General features: G+C 50.6%; 20 protein-coding genes. 6 read left to right on the plus strand and 14 right to left on the minus strand.

Going from position 1 to position 21,692, the window contains the following annotated elements:
- The 4 genes from AC1S52_RS32110 to rpsP form a co-directional block, all read right to left on the minus strand.
- Positions 1 to 918, minus strand: coding sequence for a hypothetical protein (locus AC1S52_RS32110; RefSeq protein WP_482033121.1), 918 nt, complete (start codon positions 916 to 918; stop codon positions 1 to 3).
- A 106-nt stretch (positions 919 to 1,024) separates the two neighbouring features.
- Positions 1,025 to 1,981 carry a PhoH family protein gene (locus tag AC1S52_RS32115; RefSeq protein ID WP_482033122.1) on the minus strand — a complete coding sequence of 319 codons (957 nt, stop codon included), beginning with the start codon at positions 1,979 to 1,981 and terminating at the stop codon, positions 1,025 to 1,027.
- A gap of 5 nt (positions 1,982 to 1,986) precedes the next feature.
- Complete coding sequence (locus AC1S52_RS32120; RefSeq protein ID WP_482033123.1) at positions 1,987 to 2,388, minus strand: KH domain-containing protein; 402 nt, start codon at positions 2,386 to 2,388, stop codon at positions 1,987 to 1,989.
- Positions 2,381 to 2,629, minus strand: a complete 249-nt coding sequence (gene rpsP, locus AC1S52_RS32125; protein ID WP_482033124.1) for a 30S ribosomal protein S16 — start codon at positions 2,627 to 2,629, stop codon at positions 2,381 to 2,383. The genes AC1S52_RS32120 and rpsP overlap by 8 nt, the downstream gene beginning before the upstream one ends.
- A 26-nt stretch (positions 2,630 to 2,655) precedes the next feature.
- Here rpsP and AC1S52_RS32130 point away from each other — a divergent pair, with 26 nt between their 5' ends.
- Positions 2,656 to 2,799 (plus strand): hypothetical protein, encoded by a 144-nt coding sequence (locus AC1S52_RS32130; RefSeq protein ID WP_482033125.1) that lies wholly within the window; start codon positions 2,656 to 2,658, stop codon positions 2,797 to 2,799.
- A gap of 107 nt (positions 2,800 to 2,906) precedes the next feature.
- On the opposite strand, the gene AC1S52_RS32135 is transcribed toward AC1S52_RS32130, so the two are convergent.
- Positions 2,907 to 3,236: a Uma2 family endonuclease gene (locus AC1S52_RS32135; RefSeq protein WP_482033126.1), complete on the minus strand. Its 330-nt coding sequence runs from the start codon at positions 3,234 to 3,236 to the stop codon at positions 2,907 to 2,909.
- Positions 3,214 to 3,399, minus strand: a complete 186-nt coding sequence (locus AC1S52_RS32140) for a hypothetical protein (protein ID WP_482033127.1) — start codon at positions 3,397 to 3,399, stop codon at positions 3,214 to 3,216. The genes AC1S52_RS32135 and AC1S52_RS32140 overlap by 23 nt, the downstream gene beginning before the upstream one ends.
- Positions 3,400 to 3,633: 234 nt before the next feature.
- Here AC1S52_RS32140 and AC1S52_RS32145 point away from each other — a divergent pair, with 234 nt between their 5' ends.
- Entirely contained in the window at positions 3,634 to 6,468 is a 2,835-nt protein-coding gene (locus AC1S52_RS32145; protein ID WP_482033128.1) for a GUN4 domain-containing protein, read from the plus strand.
- 326 nt (positions 6,469 to 6,794) lie between these two features.
- Here AC1S52_RS32145 and ffh read toward each other — a convergent pair whose 3' ends face one another.
- The 3 genes from ffh to AC1S52_RS32160 all read right to left on the minus strand — a co-directional run bounded on the left by ffh (position 6,795) and on the right by AC1S52_RS32160 (position 8,927).
- Positions 6,795 to 8,249: a signal recognition particle protein gene (ffh, locus tag AC1S52_RS32150; protein ID WP_482033129.1), complete on the minus strand. Its 1,455-nt coding sequence runs from the start codon at positions 8,247 to 8,249 to the stop codon at positions 6,795 to 6,797.
- Between the two features lie 183 nt (positions 8,250 to 8,432).
- Positions 8,433 to 8,669 (minus strand): hypothetical protein, encoded by a 237-nt coding sequence (locus tag AC1S52_RS32155; protein WP_482033130.1) that lies wholly within the window; start codon positions 8,667 to 8,669, stop codon positions 8,433 to 8,435.
- 39 nt (positions 8,670 to 8,708) lie between these two features.
- The gene (locus AC1S52_RS32160; RefSeq protein WP_482033131.1) at positions 8,709 to 8,927 is read right to left on the minus strand and encodes a BrnT family toxin; all 219 of its coding nucleotides are present in this window, start codon (positions 8,925 to 8,927) and stop codon (positions 8,709 to 8,711) included.
- Between the two features lie 323 nt (positions 8,928 to 9,250).
- Between AC1S52_RS32160 and AC1S52_RS32165 the strand changes: the two genes are divergently transcribed.
- Entirely contained in the window at positions 9,251 to 11,698 is a 2,448-nt protein-coding gene (locus AC1S52_RS32165) for a GAF domain-containing protein (RefSeq protein WP_482033132.1), read from the plus strand.
- Positions 11,699 to 11,768: 70 nt separating this feature from the next.
- Positions 11,769 to 12,275: a hypothetical protein gene (locus tag AC1S52_RS32170; RefSeq protein ID WP_482033133.1), complete on the plus strand. Its 507-nt coding sequence runs from the start codon at positions 11,769 to 11,771 to the stop codon at positions 12,273 to 12,275.
- 270 nt (positions 12,276 to 12,545) lie between these two features.
- On the opposite strand, the gene AC1S52_RS32175 is transcribed toward AC1S52_RS32170, so the two are convergent.
- Positions 12,546 to 14,228 (minus strand): ABC transporter permease, encoded by a 1,683-nt coding sequence (locus AC1S52_RS32175; RefSeq protein WP_482033134.1) that lies wholly within the window; start codon positions 14,226 to 14,228, stop codon positions 12,546 to 12,548.
- A 118-nt stretch (positions 14,229 to 14,346) separates the two neighbouring features.
- Here AC1S52_RS32175 and AC1S52_RS32180 point away from each other — a divergent pair, with 118 nt between their 5' ends.
- Positions 14,347 to 15,579, plus strand: coding sequence for an ABC transporter ATP-binding protein (locus tag AC1S52_RS32180; RefSeq protein WP_482033135.1), 1,233 nt, complete (start codon positions 14,347 to 14,349; stop codon positions 15,577 to 15,579).
- On the opposite strand, the gene AC1S52_RS32185 is transcribed toward AC1S52_RS32180, so the two are convergent.
- The 3 genes from AC1S52_RS32185 to AC1S52_RS32195 all read right to left on the minus strand — a co-directional run bounded on the left by AC1S52_RS32185 (position 15,522) and on the right by AC1S52_RS32195 (position 19,848).
- Positions 15,522 to 16,133 carry a hypothetical protein gene (locus AC1S52_RS32185; protein ID WP_482033136.1) on the minus strand — a complete coding sequence of 204 codons (612 nt, stop codon included), beginning with the start codon at positions 16,131 to 16,133 and terminating at the stop codon, positions 15,522 to 15,524. The genes AC1S52_RS32180 and AC1S52_RS32185 overlap by 58 nt on opposite strands.
- A 224-nt stretch (positions 16,134 to 16,357) precedes the next feature.
- On the minus strand, positions 16,358 to 17,977 hold the full coding sequence (locus tag AC1S52_RS32190) for a helicase C-terminal domain-containing protein (protein WP_482033137.1): 1,620 nt from the start codon (positions 17,975 to 17,977) through the stop codon (positions 16,358 to 16,360).
- Between the two features lie 326 nt (positions 17,978 to 18,303).
- Positions 18,304 to 19,848, minus strand: a complete 1,545-nt coding sequence (locus AC1S52_RS32195) for a pentapeptide repeat-containing protein (RefSeq protein WP_482033138.1) — start codon at positions 19,846 to 19,848, stop codon at positions 18,304 to 18,306.
- Positions 19,849 to 19,978: 130 nt separating this feature from the next.
- On the opposite strand from AC1S52_RS32195, the gene AC1S52_RS32200 reads away from it, so the two are divergent.
- The gene (locus AC1S52_RS32200; RefSeq protein WP_482033139.1) at positions 19,979 to 20,833 is read left to right on the plus strand and encodes a prephenate/arogenate dehydrogenase; all 855 of its coding nucleotides are present in this window, start codon (positions 19,979 to 19,981) and stop codon (positions 20,831 to 20,833) included.
- A 74-nt stretch (positions 20,834 to 20,907) separates the two neighbouring features.
- On the opposite strand, the gene AC1S52_RS32205 is transcribed toward AC1S52_RS32200, so the two are convergent.
- On the minus strand, positions 20,908 to 21,666 hold the full coding sequence (locus AC1S52_RS32205; protein WP_482033140.1) for an FkbM family methyltransferase: 759 nt from the start codon (positions 21,664 to 21,666) through the stop codon (positions 20,908 to 20,910).
- Between the last annotated feature and the right edge of the window lie 26 nt (positions 21,667 to 21,692).

Consider the following 21,692-nt stretch of genomic DNA (forward strand, 5'->3'; position numbering starts at 1 on the left):
CTAATCTAGCTCTCCCAATTCCAGAATCGGGCTGTTCTGCTCTAAAACAGCATACTCTTCGAGTAAATTAGCTGTGACCAAACGGGCAACCCGGTTACTACGCCAATACCGGCTGTGTTCCGATATCAGCCCCAGAGCCATTGCCACATCTCCAATATTTTTCTTCAAAAAATTTCGCTCACCCAGGTAGCAGTCTTGCAGATATAGGGTCGAATCCTCCAGTTCCAGGCTGGCTTTAATTGGGTAAGCAAAGATGTCAGAGGCATGGATGACATTAATCCAGCGTAAAGGGGTGCCCATATAGCGACTGGCAAACTGCTTCAACCGTTGGATATCAATGTTGAGCACCTGGTTAAAAAAGAGCAAAGGAGAACCCAGGGTCGTGACGCTCCTCAGTCTCACCTTTCGTCCCTGACCTGCTTCACTCAAGCCTTTAATGACATTGCGGACATAGAATGCTGGGTCGTTGGGCGCAAAGATATCTGAGAACAAAATGTCCCATAGAATGATGCTGCCAAGGGAATGGGCAACAATATGGAGGTCTTCTTCAAACGGGGTGTCGGTCAGGAAGTTGAGCAACTGAATGGCAATGATGCGGCGGACTTCTTTCCCACGTACTGGGTTGAGATAGGTGAAAATATCATTGAAAAAGCCGGAGATCAACTGCTCTCGCCGCTGCCGATAGTGAAAGATATCCTCAATGTCAACCTGGGGGTGTTCCAACCTGAATGTTTCTAAATCCTGCTGCACCCAATCCCAGAGTTGATGCGTATCGCCCAGAGCATCCCCCCAAAAGCTGGAGTAAAACTCTGGTAGCGCCAGTCCCCGATTTGAGAATTCCTCAACCAGATGAGATCGCAGCGGATCTGCATAACCCACCTGTCTGACCGATGCCCCATGCATAAACCAAACCAGCATTGCTCCCTCTCACCCCCCTCACTCCTTACTCCACCCTGCGGGAACGCCAAAGGCGAACACTCCTCCCCTTTTTCTAACAACCTAATAACCAGCCACTAACAACTGATCAGATCTTCTCATGCTGCTCATACGCCGCCACAATCCGCTGCACCAGAGGGTGGCGAATCACATCGGCTTTCGATAGATGGCAGAAGGCAACGCCCTCAACGGAGTGCAAAATTTTCTCAGCGATCGCCAGTCCAGAAAGTTGGCTCTGGGGCAGGTCAGTCTGGGTCAGATCGCCAGTGACGACCATGCGAGAACGAAACCCCAGCCGGGTCAAAATCATTTTCATCTGAGCTGGAGTCGTATTTTGAGCCTCATCCAGAATCACAAAGGAGTTGTTCAAGGTTCGTCCCCGCATGTAGGCGATCGGCGCAACCTCAATCACTCCCCGCTCCATCAAACTGGGAATTTTCTCCGGGTCAATAAACTCATACAGAGCATCGTACAGAGGGCGCAGATAGGGATTCACTTTCTGCTGCAAGTCTCCCGGCAAAAAACCCAGCCTCTCCCCAGCTTCTACGGCAGGACGGGTCAAAATCAGACGTTCATACTGGTTGTCTAGAAGCGCCTGTACCGCCAACACAGCCGCTAAAAAAGTTTTTCCGGTGCCTGCCGGACCAATACAAAAAGTGAGGTCATAGCGGCGGACTGCCTGAATATACTGCTGCTGCTTGAACGTTTTAGCCCGAATTTCTTCACCTCGACGAGTCCGGGCAAGGACATCTTGCTGCAAGTTCTGGAGGTCGTTCTGACGTTGAGTATCCAGGGCATGGCGGGCAGTCACAATATCAACTCCCGTTACGGGCTTGCCCTGACTCCAAAAGTCTTCTAACGCCCTCACCAAGCGACTACTCAAGTCAACCTGTTTGTCTGTCCCAGAAATCAACAACTCCTGCCCTCTCAACACCAAGCGGGCACCTGTCTGCTGCATCAGCGTTTTCAAGTTTTCTTCCCGCTCACCGGCGAGGGCGATCGCACTCTCAATACTGGGCAACTGGATTACAAGAGGTTCTGCCATTAAGCTCAAGAAGGGTGGCTACGCGATCGTGGTCTGGGAGCGCCTCTGCCACCGGGGCGACGGGAACCCGATCGATCCGACGGTGCCTCATGGTGACCATCACCATCCCGCGCATTGGGAACCCCCCCATAAACGTCGAGGTGGGCGGCATAGCCAACCGATCGGGCAACTCCCTCAAGGACTGTTCGGATCGCTTGAATGTTTCGTCCTCCCCGCCCAAACACACGCCCCTTGTCAGACCCCTCAAAGGCCAGACGAACCCAGATTTTTGCCTTACTCTGGGAAACTTCACAGTCAACCTTTAAAGAGTCTGGCACTTCTAGAAACGGCTCCACAAGGAACCGAACCAGCCCTGCATAGTCTGGAGCAGTCATGTTAGAAGATGGTTGCGTAACGGATTCAGGCATTGACCTGTTCAAAAACGTTGGCTTTTTGCAAAATACTACGAACCGTATCCGTGGGCTGTGCCCCTTCCTTCAGACGTTTGACAATCGCAGGTACATCCAACCGCGTCTCATCAGTCCGGGGGTTATAAAAACCTAATTCCTCTAACGGACGCCCATCGCGACGAGAAGTACTTTTCATTGCCACAATTCGGTAGCTGACTTCGCGCTTTTTGCCGTATCGCTTTAATCGCAGTTTGATCATGTTGTGTAAGTGTTTTCTTCCAAGAAATGACAAGGATAAAGAGAATTGAGGCACAGGAGTCAGCCGCCAACCTGCAAGAAACCCTCAAAAAAGATCACAGACTCATTATTTTATCACGGGAAAGCGATCGCGCCATCCCCTTAATCAGGCTACAGGTTCTATTCAAATAACATCCGGGTCTTCTCCCAATTCTCGCAACCGCTTTGCCAGTCGTTCAGCCCGTTCTTCTACCTGTTGTCGGGCAGTTCTTTGTTGCTCTAAGGCAGCCGCGAGTTCGTCAGGAATTAACAGCTTTTCCCCCCGTGTCCAGACGATAAAATCCGATTAGTCTACCCTCCGCCGCAAGCCGCAACTGTAAAGATTGACATTGAGAATCCGTGATAGCTTCATAAGCCTCTCCCCGCAAGCGATAGCCCCGTAACTGTTCTGGTATCCATTCCCCTTTGAGATCAAACTGCCAGTATTCCTGAACTCCCAACTGTTCATACAGGGTCTTCTTAAAACCCTCATCCTGGTGTCGAGTTCCTTCAGAAGTCATCTCAAAGATGACCGCAGGCACCTGCCCCTCCTCCCAAATTTTGTAGCTACCGTCCACCAGGAGGGACATCAAAAATCACCATGATGTCTGCGGCGGTGCGCAAACGTGGAAACCCCTGGGCGTAGTAGAGATACTGATTGCCCAACACGGTTGCCTGACGACCTGCCAGAAACTGACGCAATACCTCCAGGACAATCATGAGGGCATATAAATGGTCATAGGTTTCTGCCACAGTTCACCATCACCAGTTGGATAACGGGCTTCAGCAGGCTGAAGGTCTAGTAAGCGTGGCGTCATTAGAAACCTGTCATTAAACGGCGGTTCGGTTGCCTGGATGGAAAAACCGCTAGAGTCAATGATAGCGATGTCTGTCTGCGGACTTCATTTTTAACTAAAAAGCTCAATCTGTTCTGGAGAACAGTTTTTTCTCTCTGTAGACTGGGGAAAGAGATCGCAATAATGTTCTATGCCTGAAGAATCGTTTCCCCAGGAAGAGTCAAAAAGAACTGACATAAAAATAGAAAATTCCCAGAAATTGGCTGATGCCCTGCTCAAACTGCTGGTTACTGGGAGTGGTGGAACAGCTCTCTACTTTCTCTACATCGATGAACTTCCCAAAGCCTTTCTCGCTGTCCTTATTGCAGCTTTCGCAGGTTTATTAACAAGCTTTGGCGAAGGACTGATGAAACCTTTGAAGAAGGGGATGAGTGCCAAAGGAGAACGATTGGGTAGAGAAATTGACCAGAGCATTGATAAAGCAATAGGTACGACTTGGAGTAATCTGTCAGGCTTTGAAAAGCAATATCTGGAAGCTCTCAAGGTCAACTGTTATGAACTCAAGATTGAAGGTTTCAAAGGTTATCTCCCACCTCTGACACTGGAAGAAGTGTTTGTCCCGCTAAGGATCATTACCGATTCCGCCCAGCCCCGGATTGCCAATCCTCACACAGCCATTAAGAAAGAAATTTGGGACTTGCTCCCCCCTCCCTCTGCAAACCCGGCATACCCTCAACATTCTCGCTATCGGCGGATTGCTATCATTGCCGATCCGGGGTTTGGCAAAACCACCCTTACTCGTCACCTCACCCTCAGCTACGCTAACGGTTCTTTCCAATCTCACAACGTCCAAGCGTTCCTGCCTGTTCTACTGCTGCTGCGAAGCATTCATTCCCAAATTAAAACGAATGAAACTCCCTCCCTTGCCGATTTGATTGTGGAGCAGGTAAAACACTTGCCCCGTTGCCGGGAGTTAGAACCCTCCAGCCAATGGTTTAGGGAGCGCCTAGAGCGGGGAAAATGCCTGGTGATGCTAGATGGATTGGATGAGGTACCAGAGGCACAACGTGAAAAAGTCAGCCACTGGATTAACTGGCAAATGCAGAATTGTATCAGCATGTTTATCCTCACATCCCGCCCTCATGGATATGACGGTAGTCTGTTTGAGGGAGTGCAACCTGTCCAAATTCAACCCTTCAACCGAGAGGAAAAAAGCGATTTTATCTACAAATGGTATCGTGCTCGGATGCAGGGCACCTGGGATGAACTCTGGCGAAGGAATCAGGCTCAATCAGACGGTAGCCGCCTCCAACGGGAACAGGTGGAAGCACAGATCACAGATGAGGCTGAAAAAGCAGCGACGGATCTGATTAATCAACTAGCACAGAACCCTGCTATTAACGAGCTAGCCAGTAACCCGCTGCTGGTTACAATCGTGGCGACCTTGCACGAAACATTTGAGTCGTTGCCGCATCAGCGTGTTAAGTTTTATCAAAAGATCTTTAGCCTGTTATTAGAAGATCGTCCGAAAAGACGGGAAACCAGGCTAACCCTATCCACGGCAGAAGACAACCAAGCAGTGTTGGAAGTGGTGGCACTCAAACTACTCGAAAGCAATGCTACCGAATTTACATGCAAACAGGGAACTGAGTGGATTCGGGAAAAGTTAGTACGGACCAATGTTGATGCCAAACTTGCTCCCCAAAAGTTTTTCTGGGAAATTCAGCACATCGCTGGACTGTTAGCAGGTGGTGAAAGCGACTTGTACCAGTTTTCCCACAAAACCTTTCAAGAATATTTAGCCGCCGTGTCCTTAAAAGATCGGGAATTCCTCATCATTGAACAGTTGCATAACCCCAATTGGGAAGAAGTAGTTTGCTTTTTTGCAGCTCTGACAAATGCCAACGAATTAGTTAGAGCTATCCTGAATAGCTCTCCAGATCTGTGGGAACGTGCCTTAAAACTGGCCCATCGGATGGTGGTGGAAGATAAAAGCAAGATTGATCCAGCCATCCGTCAACAACTGGAACAGGCATGGGGAGAAGCCCATCTGGTTGGGGAACTGGGAGCAAAGGTTCGGTTAGAACAACGATTTCGTAACCTGATCCGAGTCGATGACAAGACGGAGATTGATTCCAGCTTTATTACTTGGGATGAGTACAATCTGTTTATCAGCGACCAACTAGATAAAAAATTCCATTCTCAAGCCGATCCGAAGTTACTACCCCAGTTTTTGCCCCAAATGGTTGAACCTCAATATGTCAGTGATATTTCCTGGCAGGATGCCCGCTGGTTTTGTGCCTGGTTAACCACGCAAGCAGAGTTGCAGGCAGAAGAAGGGGTGTACGATTATCGCTTGCCTAATGAGGAGGAGTTGAGATGCCTCCTAGTCCCCCTTAAAAAAGGGGGAACTGAACAAGCTGAAGTCCCCTTCTTTAAAGAAGATGGTAGAAATCTCATCCCATTTATAAACTCAGTGAATAGTCCAGGGAACGCGATCAGAATTGTGCGGGTTCAGTTGCCAGAACGATATAAGGTCCTAGTCAACTATCTAGCAAATGGACGCTGGAAAGAAGCGGACCAAGAGACAAGCCGTGTCATGCTGGAGGTCGCAGAATGCACTGAGCGAGGCTATTTAGATGTTGATGACATCGAGAATTTTCCCTGTGAGGATTTGCAAACCATTGACGAACTGTGGGTCAAGTTCAGCGGAGGGCAATTTGGCTTTAGCATCCAGAAGCAAATCTGGATTGAATGCGGCAGACCAAGGTCATACAATGACCAGTGGGAAAAATTTGGCGATCGTGTCGGTTGGCGGGAAAACAGCTCATGGTTAGACTACAGTGATCTTGCCTCTGACCTTGGATTGTCAGTTATGGGAGAATTCCCCGTAGTATCTATTTTGGGTGAGGGGTTGCATTTGGGGGCAAATTTGGGAATGAGTTATGTGGATGGTTATGACGTTGTACAGCTAGAAATTAAATCCTCATTTCTTTTCTTTCGGACAATGAATTGTGAACTTTAAGATGGCGTTCCTGTCTGTTTCTAAAGGTTTGTAATGCTCTGCTTTAACACAGTTTTCCTATTTTTTCAATATTTGTTATCTAGCACTACGTGAAGGATCTCCGAGACTCCTAGCCTTTAGCACTTTAAAGGTTTCAAACGTTCGTAACAGTTTGATACAGCGTTTCTACCTCAAGTAGAGTCGGTATCCTGGGACTTTGCCACCGCCACGGACACTATTTTAGCTCCTCCCTAACCCTCCTTAAAAAGAGGGGTCCAAACCACAAATCTAAAATCCCCTTTCTAGGAGATTTAGGGGGAGCGACAACGATTACTTACAAGTACTTTCTAAAGAGTTCCAAATCCCTTTTTCTTCTTCTCCTTTTTCTTCTTCTTCCCACCGGGATTTGGGCTGGAATACCCCCGCCAGCCAGGTTGGGGCATTTGATTGCCACCTCCCATTCCTGGCATTCCCATTCCTGGCATACCGGGCATACCGGGAAAATTGCCCTGACCCATTTGCTGCATCATGTTCCGCATCTTCTGGAACTTGCTGACCAGATCCCCCACATCCCGTTCTGAGTGACCAGAACCCCGCGCCACCCGGCGACGGCGACTGGGTGAACCGGCGAGTAGCTCCGGGTTCTTTCGTTCCTCGACCGTCATGGAACCGATCATTGACTCCGCTTTCTTCAGTTCTGTCTCTCCTTGCTGAAGCTGGTCGTCGCTGATTTTGTTCATGCCTGGGATCATTTTCATGATGCCGCCCAGAGAACCCATTGTTTTCAGCAGCCGGGTTTGCTTCAAAAAGTCAGTAAAGTCAAACTTGGCAGACAGGATCTTCTCCTGTATCTTCTCAGCTTCTGCCAGGTCTACTTCTTCCCTTGCCTTCTCAACCAGGGTCAGCACATCACCCATGCCCAAAATGCGGGATGCCATCCGCTCAGGGTAAAAGGGCTGAAGTGCCTCGACCTTTTCACCCACCCCGATGAATTTAATCGGCTTCCCTGAAATCTGCCGCACCGAGAGCGCTGCCCCACCGCGTGTATCGCCATCCATCTTGGTTAGAATGGCACCCGTAATGCCAATCTGCTCATGGAAGGTGTGGGTCAGATTCGCGGCTTCCTGCCCCGTCATGGCATCCACAACCAGCAGCACTTCATCAGGCTGCACGGTTTCTTTGATGCTGGCAAGCTCTGCCATCATATCCTGGTCAATTTGCAGACGACCGGCGGTATCAATGATGACTGTGTTAATCCCATCTTCCCTGGCTTTCTCGACCCCCTGACGGGCAATTTCCACCGGGTTTGCATCCTTGCCCAACTCAAATACCGGCACCTCAATTTGTTTACCCAGCGTAATCAACTGGTCGATCGCCGCCGGTCGGTAAACGTCCGTTGCCACCAGCATGGTGCTGCGCTTTTCCTTACGCAGGTGCAGCGCCAGTTTGGCTGTTGCCGTCGTTTTCCCGGTTCCCTGCAAGCCTGCCATCAGGATGATGGTGGGGGCTGTTGGCGACTCTGCCAGGGGTTCATTTTCGCCCCCCATCACCGCCACCAGCTCGTTGTAGACAATTTCAATAAACTGCTGATCGGGTCGCACCCCAGCAACAACCTCCGCGCCCTGGGCTTTGGTTTCCACCTCTGCCACAAAGTTTTTCACAACCTGGAGGTTAACATCTGCCTCCAGCAGGGCACGGCGGACTTCCCGCACGGCTTCCTTAATATTCGATTCGGAGATTTTGTCCTGACCGCGCAGCTTTTTCCAGGCAGATTCGAGGCGATCGGAAAGGGCTTCAAACATAGGTGTCTCTTAGACAGAACGATTCGGGTATCAGGTGTTAGACTAGCGCAGATGTCAGAGTGACAGGGTTAGAGTGCTCACTCCCCCGTAGCTAATATTTAAAGTTTATAGAAAAGCTTTTCACGACGGGATGATACGGAGCATTTGAGGGTATTTGTAGCTAACAACTAGTCATTTAGTCTCTTATGATAAAGTTACAGACTGTGTACTTGGTTGAGGTGATGACCGTTGAATCAGCCTCATCAACAGGCGTAACCCTTCGTTGACTGCTCCAGAATCTGGAAAAATTGCTGCCACATCGGGATCTAACTGGACAGTTAGGGGGGAACGTTTTCGTCCTTGACCCCGCGCTACAACTGAAAGTTGGGTAAAGTCATATTCAGGGCGCAAGTCATCATCCATTTCAAAGGTCTGACTCATAAGCTTTACGTTCCTTACGGGTAGCTAGACGGGCACTGATTAAGCGTGTGGTGCCTGCACGGTTGTATAGGCGACAACTACTAATCGTCCTTTGGCTGATTCTCCCATAATAATGAAACGCTGCTCTTGAAGGGAGTGTTCCGGGTCGGCAAAGGTCAGAAATAACGGATCATCAAAAACAGAAGCAGCTTCATCAAAGGAACCATTATGCTTGACAAGATTGCTTTTGGCTTTTGCTTCATCCCAATCAAATATCATGCTCCCAAGCAGGTGATGGCTTCTTTCCCTGAGTCAATCAGTACACTAGCGTTTGAATTGCAATAGATAGATTACCGCTCTCCTCGTTCCAAATTTTTCCATCACTTCCATGTTCCCCTATTTTCAACAAAGCTGAAGGTGTGAAAAAGGGTGATGTGAAAGAAGGAATAAGAATGTACTTTAAACGTAGATTCACGCAGGCAAAAGAGGCAAACTAGAGCTTAAAAGCCTATCTGAAAAACCCTAATTGCCAAAGCCCGTAGTCAATCCAGGGATTTTTTGGACAGACTTTAAACCTGAATCGTCATAGGAATTGCGGATCTATGCACACTTCTGAATCAGTGGCTGGAGTGTCGCTGGAGAACCCCACGGCACGGGATATTCAACCTCTCGAAAACCCAACTCGAAACCAGCAGGCAGGGAACCTTGGGTTACGAAAATTAGCTGCTCAGTTTCCGGATGTGGCTGAAATTCAGCAACTTCAGGCTTTGGTAGAGCGCACAGATTGGCTGAATTATTTTCAGCGCTGTAGTCGGCTGTTGGTGGCAGTGATTGAACCAACCACACTGGCTCTGAGGTATGCCAACGATTATTTTTGCAAGCTGGTGGGCATAGGGGGCGATCGCCTGTCTGCTGAGAACCCAGAAAATTTGGGGAGAAATTTGGGGGATGTTCTGAACCACTTACTTTCAGAAGCAGATCATGTGGCAGTGCAGCGGTTGTATCGCAGGCATTTGTTACATCTGGTGTTTCGGGATTTTTTCCGAGTTGATCCGCGTGGCTGTCGCTTGCTGGATGAGCCAGTGATGTTGACGCTGCAAAGTCCCCTTTATGCAGCCCCCCGCCATATCGAGTTCTGGTTCCGGTCTGAGCAATTAGCCATTACTCGCTTAAATTCCCTGTTGGATGAGTTTGCTGATCTGGGCTTGCAGCAAATGACAGTCGAGCAACTGGAACGGCAATTGACTGACCCGCATCAGTTTCAACAGTTAGAGCAGCGGTTAAATCTGGAGAACTATCGCGTAGAAGGGTGGTTGCTGCTGGAAGGGGTAGATGTGACCGATCGCGAAACGATGCGTCGAATCACTCAGCTATTGATTAATCAGGACTCGATTTTGCAGCCAGAGAAATTTTGCGAAGTGAATGGGCAGATGCAATCACTCTTCCGTGCCCAAAATGCTGTTATCCTCTGCATTGAAGGCAATCAGACCCGCCTTTTCACAGGTTCAGTGAGTGAGGAACTGGATCATTCCACCTACTCCCTCGAATCTTTGCAGAACTCCCATTTCCTGCAAGCGGTGCAAACGAATCAGGTGCTTGCGGTTTCTGACCTGGCAGACAACTGCCACAGTGAAGTGGGGCAGAAGTTACTGGCGTTGGGGGTGCGATCTCTGTTGCTGATTCCGCTGGTGCCTCAGATTGCAGGTAGGGGAGCGGAGGAGATGGGGAGATGGGGAGCCGAGGGGGATGGGGAAGATGGGGAGATGGGGGGATGGGGAGACGAGGAGAATCCCAAATCTGAAATCCCAAATCTGAAATCCAAAATTTCCTATCCTGTGGTGGGGGTTGTTGCCCTGCTGAGCGATCGCCCCCATAATTTTGATGCTCTGGACTGTTGCCATGCCGAACAATTGATCCCAACCTTTACAGCCGCGTTGACCGATGCCCAACGACAACTAATGCAGCGACGGTTTATTACCAATATTCACCCTGCTGTAGAATGGCGTTTTCTTCAAGAGGCAGAGCACCGTAGCCTGGGATTGCCACCCGAACCGATTGTGTTTACCGAAGTCTACCCACTGTATGGCATCTCAGATATTCGTGGGTCGTCTGATGAACGCAACCGGGCAATCCAGACAGATTTGCTAGAACAGTTTCGTCTGGGGCTGGCAGTGGTAGAAGCGGTTTGCGTTGCTCAAGAGGTAGCCCTGGGTCAACAACTTCGCCTTGACCTGTTGGAGTATGTTCAGCGCTTGCAGGAATCTGTCACAGTCGATGCAGAGGTGTCTGGTATCCGCTACCTGCGAGACAATCTGGAGTCGTATTTCGACTATTTTGCTGCGTGTGGTGATGCCGCCGCCGCTGCCGTCAATGCCTATCGGGCTGCCTGTGATAACGACCATCAGTGTGTGTACCGGGCACGCACCCGCTATGACGAGATGGTGGGCAAAATCAATAATTTGTTGCGGGAAACCTGGGAACGCTGGCAGGTAAAAATGCAGCAGATCAGTCCCCACTATTGTGATCTGGAGTCAACGGATGGCATTGACCATATGATTTATGCCGGAAAGTCTATAGACCCTAAGTTTGGTAGGTTCCAGCTTCGCAGCCTGCGTTATGAGCAGCTACAAGCCGTCTGTGACTGTGCCCGCACGGCAATGGGCTTACAGCAAAAATACGATACCAGCATGCAGGTAACCCACCTGATTCTGGTGCAGGATTTAACCGTGGATATTTTTCATGACGAAACCACGGAGCGGTTATTTGATGTGCGGGGCACCCGCGACACCCGCTATGAAATTGTGAAGAAGCGGATTGATAAGGCGATTGATGAGGAAACTCAGACTCGGATTACTCAGCCAGGAATGCTGACTCTGGTTTACTCCACTGAAGAAGAATGGGATGAGTATCAGCAATATCTGCGCTATTTGACGCGAGAGGGATGGGTCGATCGCGCGATCGAACGAGGCTCAGTCCAGCCCCTCCAGGGAGTCAACGGCTTGAAATACGCTCGCGTTAGAGTGCTGCCAGAAGGGAAGGATGAAAGATGAAGGCGATTGGTTACTTACAACCGCTCAGCCGAACCGTTAAACCAGCGAGGACGTGAAGGGTTTAGCGCCTATGACGGACGATGAGCAAAGGGAGTTGATGCGAGCCGAGGAGCTTCTGACCGTGCTGAAACACTCGGCTGGCGAGAGTGATCGCGGTATCACATTAGTTATTGCTTCGCATATTGAAGGGTGCTTGCAACGGATCATCAAGAGCTTCCTGCTTGACTCGAAGGACGTCGAAGATCTCTTTGAAGATCCCTACGCCCCCCTCGGCTCACTTTCGGGGAAGACCAAGTTTGCATATCTCCTCGGACTAATCACAAAAGACGAGCGCGACAAAATCGACGCAGTCCGCCAAGTGAGGAACGTCTTCGCACATGAAATAGACGCGAGTTTCGAGCACCCCAAGATCAAGAAGATTTGCGCCAAGCCTATTGTTGAGAGGGGCAGGATGTGCTCCCGCGATGAGTTTCTGCACATGGGCCAGAACACTGTGCTGCCCTTACTCTACCGCGACTCTGTTGTCGCTAAGTGGAAGCGACAGGAACTCCCCAAGATGCCGAACCATCCGCTGTAACAGTAGGATCGCCCGACTTGTAGGTTGGTTGACGACAGGAAACCCAACATTACTAACTACGCAAAAGGAGCAATTCAACACTTTTTCAAAATTGTAGATCGCTGTAGGCTGGAGGTGGTTTGTGGGTGTTGGGTTTCGCTGGCGCTCTACCTAACCTACGGCAAGGGGCGATCTTGGGTGGGGGGTATAGGGTGGGGGGTGTAGTGAATTCAAATGAAAACGGCTGTAACTTTCAACTCTCAACTTTCAACTCGCCCCTCTCCCCTTCGGTTAATTCGATCTCTTTGCTCTGCTCATGCCCAGACTGAGCAGGATGACGGGCATTAACCCCACCAGCACGATCGCCAAGGCTGCCCCCGATGCCTCTGCCAACCGCTCATCAGAGGCGAGGTTGTAGACCCGGACTGCCAGCGTATCAAAGTTAAAGGGACGGACAATCAGGGTTGCAGGCAGTTCCTTCATCACATCAACAAACACCAGGGTTGCAGCGGTCAGCAATCCGCCCAGCATTAACGGAATATGGACTCGTACCAGCGTGCTAAGGGTGCCATGCCCCAGGCTGCGAGAGGCATCATCCAGGCTGGGCTTGATTTTGGTCAAACTCGCCTCCACGGTGCTGAATGAAACTGCCAGAAATCTCACCAGGTAGGCAAAGACCAGAGCCGCAATGGTGCCACTCAACAGCAAACCAGTGGAGATGCCGAAATTAGCTTGCATCCAGGCATCGATCGCATTGTCCAACCCCCCAATGGGCACCAGGATACCAACTGCAATCACCGAACCAGGAACCGCATAGCCCATTGCCGCCGTCTGGGTTGCCAGCCGGATTCCTAAAGTAGGGTACAGGCGCAAACCATACGCCATCACAATAGCAATCACCACTGCCAGGGCAGCCGTTACCAGGGCTAAGATCAGGCTATGGGTGGCAAAGCTCCAAAATCGTTGATCAAAAGACTGGCTGGGGTCTGCCAGCGCCATTTTGAGCAATATTCCTCCCGGCACCAGAAAACCAAGGCTGACAGGGATCAAGCAGGCAAGGAAGGCGGAGATCGCTGCCAACCAGCCTAGGTGATAACCCACCATCTGTTGCTGGGAACTCACTGTCTGGTAGTACTTCGCCCGTCCCCGCGACCAGCGTTCCAGGAACACCAGCCAGAACACAAACAGCAACAGGCACGCCGACAGTTGGGATGCCGCCAGCCGTTCATCCAGCCCAAACCAGGTGCGATAGATCCCAGTCGTGAAGGTATCGACGGAGAAAAACTGCACTGTAGCAAAGTCATTCAGAGTTTCCATTAATGCCAGCGCCAACCCAGCCATAATTGCCGGACGCGCCAGAGGCAGGGCAACGGCAAAAAAGCTGCGCCATGGTCCACAACCTAAATTACGACTGGCTTCTCTCATGGCAACCGATTGACTCAAAAACGCTGATCGCGCCAGAAGATAGACATAGGGATACAGCACCAGGGTCAGCATGAGAATCGCTCCCCACAGCGATCGGATATTGGGAAACCAGTAGTCCGCCACGCTTTCCCAACCAAAGGCATTGCGCAATCCCGTTTGCACCGGCCCGTAGAACGCCAATAGCTCGGTATACACGTATGCCAGGATGTATGCGGGAGCCGCCAGGGGGAGTAGTAGCGCCCACTGAAACAGCCACCTACCTGGAAACCGGCACATCGTCACCAGCCAGGCGGTTCCTGTGCCAATCACAGTCACACCGGCACCGACTCCCAACATGAGCCACAGGGAATTGGCAACGTAGGTCCATAAAACGGTTTCTGCCAGGTGTTTCCACACCTCTCCAGCATCCGCCAGGACCGTACTCAGGATAACCAGCACGGGTAACGCCAGCAGTAGGGCGATCGCCCCTACCACCACAGTCCAAAGATAAGCCGAAGGAGCCTGGAGGGTCAGGCGAGAGGGAGCGGTGGGAAGATCGCGGTTTACCACAGTGTTTCAAGCCATTTAATGAGAAAGAATTTCAGAAATTCCTTTACTAAGGTACCGAAATTGTTGATGATTAGTCTCAACAATTTGTTTAAAGCCTCAGGTTGCCTGAAATTCTCTAATGAGCCAGTCCGTTATTCTGCAACTGGAGAACGTCACCAAACGCTTTTCTCCCCAAACCCCTGCTGCTGTCAGTGATATCAGCTTAAAGCTCTACCAGGGCGATATTTTAGGGCTTTTGGGTCCCTCTGGTTGTGGCAAGACCACTCTACTGCGGTTAATTGCTGGATTTGAACAACCCCAGGCGGGAATCATTCAGCTAAATGGGCAAACCGTTGCAGGCGGCGGATACTGGCTACCACCAGAACGGCGGGATGTAGGGATGGTGTTTCAGGACTATGCCCTGTTTCCCCACCTGACTGTAGCAGGCAATGTCGCTTTTGGACTGAGAAATCGGCGGCGGTTTCGCCGCTACTCTCCCCTCCAAATTAGACAACGGGTGGAAGAGGCGATCGCCCTGGTGGGGCTACAAGGGCTGGAAAAACGCTATCCCCACGAGATTTCGGGAGGTCAACAGCAACGGGTTGCCCTTGCCCGTGCCCTTGCTCCCCAACCAGCCCTGATTTTGCTGGATGAACCGTTGAGTAATCTGGATGTCCAGGTGCGGTTACGGCTACGCCAGCAAATTCGGGATGTTCTGAAGCAAACAGGAACCTCTGCGTTGTTTGTCACCCACGATCAGGAAGAAGCGCTTTCCATCTGCGATCGGGTGGCTGTCATCCATCAGGGGCAGATGGAGCAATTGGGAGCGCCAGAGACGATTTATCAGGAACCGGCATCCCGCTTTGTGGCTGAATTTGTCACCCAGGCGAATTTTCTGCCTGCCCGGTGGGATGGGCAACGGTGGGAAACGGAGGTGGGATGCTTTGATGGCAGTGATGTAAGGATGGGAGCAGAGGAGCAGGGGAGCAGAGGGGCGGAGGAGCAAAGGAGCGGAGGAGCAGAGGAGCAGGAGAATGGTTTGGGTTTGAGTACTCAGGCTCAAAATTCAGAGGTTAAAGAACTGCTGGCGGATTTGATGATTCGCCAGGAGGATTGTTTCCTGGAGCCAGATGAAGCAGGGGTGGCAGTGGTGCGCGATCGCCAGTTTTTGGGGCGGGAACATCGCTATTGTGTGGTCGTTCCCTCTGGGCTAAGGCTCCACGCCCGCAGCACCACCGAAAATCCCTTACAAATTGGAACTCGGGTCAGGCTATCAGTGCTTGACTCCACGCTGAGGGTGTTCCCAAGCAACCATCACACTCCAACAATATTTTCCAGTTCTGCAACACTCAAAGGCTCGGAGTTAAGATAATAAACGGTTCCTTGTCTAGTTGAAAAAAAGTGAAGGTAGGAAGAAGGGGGTTTACTCGGTTTTGAGACCTCATAAATCTTCATGCCTGTTTCGGACAGATCATCCTTTTCCTCAATCTTGTAACCTTGAGCCTCAAAGCGTTGCTTCAGGTCATCTGCGACTGACCGCATTTGGGTGTTCTGCGATCGCCAGCAATCTTTCTTGCCATTTTGACAGCCCGGTTTGGCTCCATCAACTTCCGCAAAGGTGGACAGCAATTTTCCCAGACCAGATTCTTCTGGAGTAGGAGATGGATCGGGTTGAGGAGAGGGGGAGGGAGAGGGTTTAGGAGCTTCTGCTGTTGGGTCCGGCGTGGGGATTGGCGTAGGACTGGCAATGATGGCTGGGGGACGCTGGGGAAGGGATGGCTTGGGTGAAGGCTTTGCCTTTGCTACAGGAGGCTTCCTGGCAATCACCGGTGAGGATGGCGGCTTCGGAACAGGTTGCTTGGGGCGTGCAACCACCTTCACGGTCTTCTCTTCAACTGGCTGCTCTGGAGCAGACATTGGCACCATGAGGAGCAGTCCATGTAGCCCCAAAGAACCCATCCAGAATAACCAAATCAATATTTTTTTATGAGAAAAGAACTTTTTCACTCAGATGAAGTTGCAGGAAGACCAAGTCTAATATTAAAAACACTTGAGAATATTAGTCAATAGCCTTTTGCATGAAGTAGAGGCTTGGTTAGAAATGCAGGAGTTAGCAGGTGGGAGGGATAAGGTGAGGAATGGGGGTGGCTCTACTCAAGCAAGGAACAGTCTGATTGGTTGAATAGACTGGCATCTAGATAACTGAGACGTGCTAGAGGATGGAGGGCAGCTAGAACCTGATTGCCATAGTTGCGGTGAACGACACGGCTATCCAGAAGGGCGACTACACCCTGGCGTTCTCGCACGGGCGCGATCGCTTGCTGCAATTTGCTTAACGCTTCCGGTAGCAGGTAAAGACGAAACCAATCCTGGCGCTGTTGCTTGTAATGGGCAACCCGCCCCGCGACCAGAGGATTTTCTAAGGAGGGAATGGGCAACGTGGCGATCGCCAGCAGTTGAGGAGCGGGCAACACGCTCTGATGTTGCTGCCAGAACTCCCAGCCGGTCACCAGCACACCGTTATCATCCAGGCAGGTGCGCTCAACCTGAACACGGGAGCCAAATTCAGATGCCAGAACTGAACCGACCTGTGCCTTCAGGGGAACATCGCCAACAATCAAAACCGTTAGACCCTGGGCACTAAAACTGACCCTCAACAAGGTATGCATTTCCCGGATTAGCGCTTGCTGAAATTCCGGGGTATTCGGCATGGGCAGTTTGTCAGGCAGATAAAGATGGATTAACTCATCCTGGCGATCGCTGGCAAACTTCAGACAAGTGAGGTCTCCAAGCCCCAGCCGTTGACGGTAAACGGTTGCTTCTGTATCCAGATCGAGTGCCCCTCCAATTAACACAATCGGCTGCTTTAACCACACAGGAGCCAGCGTAGACGCAATCTCAATCGGACCACAGTTCAGAAAAAACTGCCCCTGTCGTCGGGCAATGTCAGCCCAAAGTAAGGATTTTTCAGATTGGAGTGATTGATAAAACCGTTGCCAGGATTGGGGAAGCAGGGGAGAGGGGGGGAGGGAGAGAGGGGGGGAGGGAGGCAGGGGAAGAGAGGAAGAGAGGGGAGAAAAGGAGGGGGTTTGAAGAGCTTGCAGCAGATCTTCTAGAATCTCTCGCTCGTAGGGGTCTAGCAGAAAACCTTCGTAGGGGTTTGCCGGACGCTCAAAGATGGTTTTCGTCAACTGAACACGAGCATCCCGAATCGATTCAACGTGACCGGGGCAGGCAAGCATCAGTTCATCCCAGTCACTTGGTTGAAGGCGCGTAGCCAACTGATCGCAGGTCCAGTCTTCCAGATCATCAACGCCATCCAAGATGGTGGGAATTCCCTCTGGAAAGCGCCCTTGTTCAAACAGGCGATCGCTCAACCAGCTCTCAGGCGTGGTCAGGAACAATCCCTGAAAACCAGGATCGGGGAAGCGATCGCCTGTTTGAATTGGCTTACAAGATTGAATCCACTGGCGCAACTGCGGGATCTCTACCATCAGTAGCCTCTGCTGTACTGCCTCAGTTGCCACCAACACAACCGGTCCCTGCCACATCAGGATAGACACCAGGTAGCTCAGACGATAACGCCCTTGATAGCGGGAAAGGGAATCTGTTTGCATCAAAGCATTCCGTCCCAGGCGCAACGCACGCGCTACCAGACGCGCCATCGTCAGATGATGCGACCAGTAAGGCTTGCCCTGCTCTCGCAGGTAAGCACGTAACTGCTGGTGGACTTCTACCTCAATCACAGATTTCAGACCCTCGTCTACCAAATGACCTTCATTCTGGCACAGATGTTAAAAGCACCGACAACCCTAGTATTCACAAACTTTGCTGCTACTATGCCAGAAAGTGTGCCTACCAGCAGACGCAAGCGATACCACTCCTCTTCCTCACCTGTACAAGGGTTCACCATGACCAGGAAATTTCAACTTCTTAACCGGAGATGTCTTAATCTCTCATACCCGGAAGGCAAAGGGAATAGGGCATAAAAAAGGGAGTTTGCCAAGCTTTGTCATAGGATACGGGGCTGCCCTATTGCCCTTTACCCATATCCTGCAAAACGCTCAACTCAAAACGCTCAACTCAAAACTCCCCTCTAATGAAACCCCTGAATAAAGTCAACCAGAGTCGATAGGGAGGGTAATTCGGGAGGATGTTCTGGTTTGATGATCAGAGCGGCGGTGATGGGGTCAGTCTGATCAACGATTCGTTTGCCAAACGTGGGATGACTGTAAATGGTTAAGGAGCGATTACTAGAGTTGATCAGGGCTGTTTTGGTCGGAGCCTGAAAGAATTTGATTTTCCCAAGGGCATTAAGGGAATTTTCGGATAGGGTGAGTCCGCTTGATCGGACCAAAACGTGATTAATACTGTCAGTTAATGGCTGAACCTTTTTGGGATTTCCCAGGCTGTGGGCTACTTCTGGCGATTGCGTCAGTTTAATCAGAGCGATCGCAACTTTTTGGATATCGGCTGCATCCTTAAAAGGCAAAACCACGATAAAAGATAGCAAAAATAACTCGTAATCACTTTCCAGGTCAAACGTAAGTGTCGTTCGGCGGCGACCAATCTGGATGCTGGGTGGGTTGGATGGGACTTTGTAGTGCTGAGCAATCTGACGATAGCTGAGTGCCAGAGCATGGTGAGCATCGTGATCCAGCATGGCATCAACCGTAATCCGAACGGCGGGCGAAGTTTCCCGAAAGAAGGGGCTATTGGTTTCTTCTGCCAACCGATAGATCTTGCTCTGATCTCCATTTGGGCTGAGATCAACCCATTCGCAAATTAAGCCATCCGTTTTGACTCCATACCGAGGAGTTGCATGAAGTTTTGCCCCAGTCAGGGTGGCTCCGCTCAGATCGGCTCCTGCCCAGTCAACCCCAATCAAATTTGCGCGGGTCAGATCTACATGTACCAGGGTCGTACCCAACAGGGTAGCATTGCTCAAACTTGCCCCGGTCAGATTTGCCCCACTTAACCGTGCCCCGCTGAGGTCTGCGCCACTGAGATCTGCGCCACTGAGGTCTGCCCAGCGCAGGTTTGCCCCAATCAAATTTGCGCCCCGCAGGTTAGCGCGGCTCATATTTGCCTGCCGAAGCTCGGCACTGCTGAGGTCGGCTCCGTTAAAGTCGGCACTGCTTAAGTCTGTTCCATGCAGGTTTGCCTGAGAGAGGTTGGCAGATGTAAAGGTTGCCCACTTCAGGTCTGCCCGACTGAGATTGGCATTTGACAGGTTCACATGCCGCAACTTCGCGTCCTTAAGATCTGCCCCACTGAAGTTAGCACGGCTCAGGTTGGCTCCACTCAGGTCAGCCCTGCTTAATTCGGCACGCACAAGCGATGCCTGACTCATTTCAGCCCCGTTCAGATCTGCCAGAGTCAAATTGGCAACGTTGAGAATTGCTTGAGAAAGGTTAGCTTTGCCCAGATTTGCACCGCTCAACTTGGCAACATTGAGCTTGGCTTTGGTCAGGTTTGCCCCGCTCAGGTTTGCTCCACTCAGGTTTGCCACACTCAGGTTTGCTCCACTGAGATCGGTTCCGCTCAGGTTTGCCCCACTCAAGTTTGCCTCAGCCAGATTGGCTCCGGGAAAATCTCGTCTGCCCTCTGCATATTTGCTTAGAAATTCCTCAGCTTTCATCAAATTCCCTTTTACCTGTCCAGGTTGATGCTGAAAACCCAACGTTAGCGTGCCCAGATTTAAACTAAATATGCCTGTTGGACTTTAGACTGTATGACGCTGGACTGTGTAAGAGCCAGGAGAAGCAGGCATGAATATTGGCATTGTAGGGCTGGGATTGATTGGTGGATCACTGGGATTGGATTTGCGATCGCAGGGGCATTACATTGCAGGCGTGAGCCGCAAGCAGGAAACCTGCCAGCGGGCGATCGCTCGTGGCGCGGTGGATGATGCAAGTACCAGCCTGACCTTGATGAATAATGCCGATTTAATCTTTATTTGTACTCCGTTGGGAGTGATGCAATCAACCGTTGAAGAACTTATCCCCCATCTTGGGGCTGAAGCTGTATTGACCGATGTCGGTTCGGTTAAGGGCTGGGTAGTAGAGGCGATTTCGCCCCTGTGGGCAAATTTTGTTGGGGGACACCCGATGGCAGGAACCGCTGAAAGTGGAATTGAAGCGGCTCTGCGCGGTTTGTTTGTGAATGCTCCTTATGTTTTAACCCCAACGGAATCAACCCCGGACAGTGCCACAAAGTTAGTCGAAGAGATTGTGCGCCCTCTGCAAGTCCGAATCTACCACTGCCATCCTGATGATCACGATCGCGCGGTTGCCTGGATCTCTCACCTGCCTGTGATAACGAGTGCCAGCTTGATTGCTGCCTGTCTGGGCGAAACCAGTCCGACTGTTTTAGACCTTGCTAAAGCACTTGCCAGTTCGGGGTTTCGGGATACCAGTCGGGTGGGTGGGGGAAATCCAGAGTTAGGGATGATGATGGCAAAATACAACCGGGTAGCCCTGGTGCGATCGCTCTCGGCTTACCAGGAAGTGCTTAGTCAGTTCATTGCTCAAATTGAGCAAGAAGATTGGACTTCTCTGGAACAAGCTCTAAGGCAAACTCAGCAAGCAAGACCAGACTTTGTGGAGAGGGGCAGGGAGAGTTGAGTTTTGAGTTTTTGGTTAGATGAGTAGATGGGTGACTCATCCACTCTTTACAGCAGAATTTCTGCCAGTCTCCATCAGTAAAAAACGACCGGCTTTAAAAGCGGACTATCTCGCTTGATGAATGCCATTTCACAGAGCCATAACACCCCGTGGGTTGGGCTACGGTTGAGATCGGTAATATCAAAGGGAACATAGCCCAATCGCTCCATGACAGCAATATTTCTTGCTAGTGTATTCTCAATTTCTCTAGCGCAAATTCCTGATTCTAGTAAGAAAATTTCAGTTTTTCCAATTAGTTTAGAAGCTCCTGAAACTACCTTTAAATCAAAACCTTCAGCGTCTATTTTGACCATTTCTGGAATAGGCGCATTAAGGTTAGCAATAATATCATTTAAGGGAAAAACTTCCACTTCAATTTGGTTTAATCCATGGGCTGCGGCTGCTTCACTGGAGAATCGGAAGTTGCTGCTGTCGTCGCGATCGCAAACCGTAAACTTGAGAGTTTTATGCTCATTCCCAGCTCCCGCTGTAATCCACTGAAGTTTTGAATTTGATTCTAATAAATCAGCGATTTGAGCCTTGAGCTGTGCTTGAGGCTCAATCAACGTATAGGCACAGTCTGGAAAAAAGCGGAGAGCTTGCCTTGTCCAACCGCCACGATTGGCTCCGATATCTAAAATATGGGTCGGTTGAAATCCCAGCCCTTGTAGCACTGTAAAGAACTGATCGAGGGGAGTGCTGGGGGTGGGTGCGGGTGGACTAACTGAAAGAGTTTCTGTACGCACCAGACGATAGCCAAACTTTCCCAGAATTAATTGAACAAACTCTTTCATTTTTTCGTTGATGAAACTAGTAAGGT

This window comes from Kovacikia sp. CALU 1929, assembly GCF_056784235.1.